This is a genomic window from Globicatella sp. HMSC072A10 (assembly GCF_001811625.1).
In the GTDB taxonomy this organism is placed as follows: Bacteria; Bacillota; Bacilli; order Lactobacillales; family Aerococcaceae; genus Globicatella; species Globicatella sanguinis.
Genome location: NZ_KV805820.1, coordinates 23,658 through 25,661, shown reverse-complemented (window position 1 = coordinate 25,661; position 2,004 = coordinate 23,658). Strand labels below are relative to the sequence as shown.

At 35.8% G+C, this 2,004-nt stretch carries 2 protein-coding genes; both read right to left on the bottom strand.

The genetic code is table 11. From position 1 onward, the window contains the following. Positions 1-1,049: ABC transporter substrate-binding protein (locus HMPREF2811_RS10510; RefSeq protein WP_246829860.1), on the bottom strand; the 1,049-nt coding region annotated here is incomplete at its 3' end. A gap of 223 nt (positions 1,050-1,272) precedes the next feature. Further along, positions 1,273-2,004, bottom strand: a 732-nt coding sequence (locus HMPREF2811_RS10505) for an ABC transporter substrate-binding protein (protein WP_246829859.1), incomplete at its 5' end; no start/stop codon positions are given.

Sequence of the window (2,004 nt, the reverse complement as noted above, 5' to 3'; positions counted from 1 at the left end):
ACTGCATAGGCCATTGCTTGACGAATTGCTTTATCTGCTACTACGACAGAATCATCAGGGACTACTTCATCATTTTCAAATGTTCCTAATTTAAAGCCAATATAAGTATAACTATTACCAATTGTTCCTAAAACTTGGAAGTTTTCAGCATCTTTATAAGTTTCATATTGGTCAGCAGGTAATTCAGCAATATCATAGTTACCTGCTTGCATTTCAGCGACTGAAGTTGATGAGTTAACCACTTCAACTTGAACTCCGTCTAATTTTGGACGGCCTTTCCAGTAATATTCATTCGCTTCTAAAGTAACAGCTTCACCTGGAATAATTGATGTTACTTTAAATGGACCATATCCTACTGGTTTTTGACGTACTGGCTCTGAATCTAACATATCTTTCACTTCGATACCTTCGAAGACATGTTTTGGTTGAATGTAACTTGAAATCCCACCACCTGCTTGAAGCATTGAATTAGGGAAATTTTCATAAGTAACTTTTAAGGTGTGATCATCTACACGTTCTAAACCACTGATTTCTTCTGACTTACCTTCATGGTAATCCTTCATACCTACAACATTTTCAAAATCTTCTCCATAACGAATACCTTGATAGTCTGGGTGACCGACTACATAATAAGGGAAGATAACATCATCAATCGTTAAATCTTCACCATCATCCCATTTTTGTCCTTCAGGAATGGTAATCGTTACTTGTTTATTTTCAACATCAAAATCAATTTTAGCAAAACCAGAATCATCAATGGTAAAGTTTTCATCATAACCATATAATCCTTCATCGAAGAATCCGATAATAGATCCATCTGGTGCGCCATCATAAAACATTGAGTTTAATACACCGGCGAAAGGAGATTCAGAAACTAAAGCATAACGTAAAACGCCACCTTCAATTGACTCCTCATTATTTTCAAAAGTCGTATTCAATTGTACATTCGTTTGAGCAGAAACAAACGGTACCATTGAATTAGCTGCGATTGAACTAATTGCTAAAGCAGAAGCTCCTACAGCAAAAGTTTTTGTTAAAGATTTTTTCATACTATCCCTCCAAAATAAATAAAATAATCTTACAAGTTTCATGATAGCGTAAGTTTATGATAAAATCAAGAAATTCAATTAGAAGTTTCCAACCATTTTAATAGTATTATTATTTTTAATAGTACCCTTTTTCAAAAAATTGCTCAATACACTTAGAAAGTAAGAAAATAACTCATAAAAAATAGAGGACTCTTACGAGTCCCCTGTTGGAGGCAACATTATGTTAATATGGTGCGTCTGCTGTAAGAGCTACGTCAACCCAAGTTAAATCTGATCCGACTTTCATATCGTAGTTTTTAACACGGTTGTTAACCCCTACCACACTATATCTGAATAATGTTGGGATCACTGGTAATTCTTCCATGAAGTAAGCTTGCCAATCATTGAAAGCTTGTTTACGGAATTCATCATCAAATGAATCATCAGAGTTGATAGCTGCTAATAACTTATCATTCTCTTCCGTAGCCCAACGAGTGTAGTTAAATGATGCAGTACGTCCGTATAATCCAGTTGGGTTTGGATCACCACCTGTTCCCCATGCACCTTGGTAAACTTGAATTTTTGGATCATCTGCTTTAAGAGCATCGTAGAATGAATTAAATTCCATTAATTGGCCGTCAACTAATTGAACATCGATACCCACTTCTGCCCAAGCTTGCATGTAGTATTCTGCTAATGGTTGTGCGGTTTCGCCACCAGACATTGAAGCAAATCCTAAAGTGAATGGTTCACCATTTTTATCTTCAATGAAGCCATCACCATCTGCATCAGTATAACCTGCATCAGCTAAGATTTGTTTTGCTTTTTCTGGGTCATAAGTATATCCAGGTAATTCAGCATTATAGTAATCTTTAAAATTTGGTGTAATTGGCGCATTTGCTCTCCAACGTAAACCTTGATAGAATCTTTCACCGATAGCATCATTATCAACTGCATAGGCCATTGCTTGACGAAT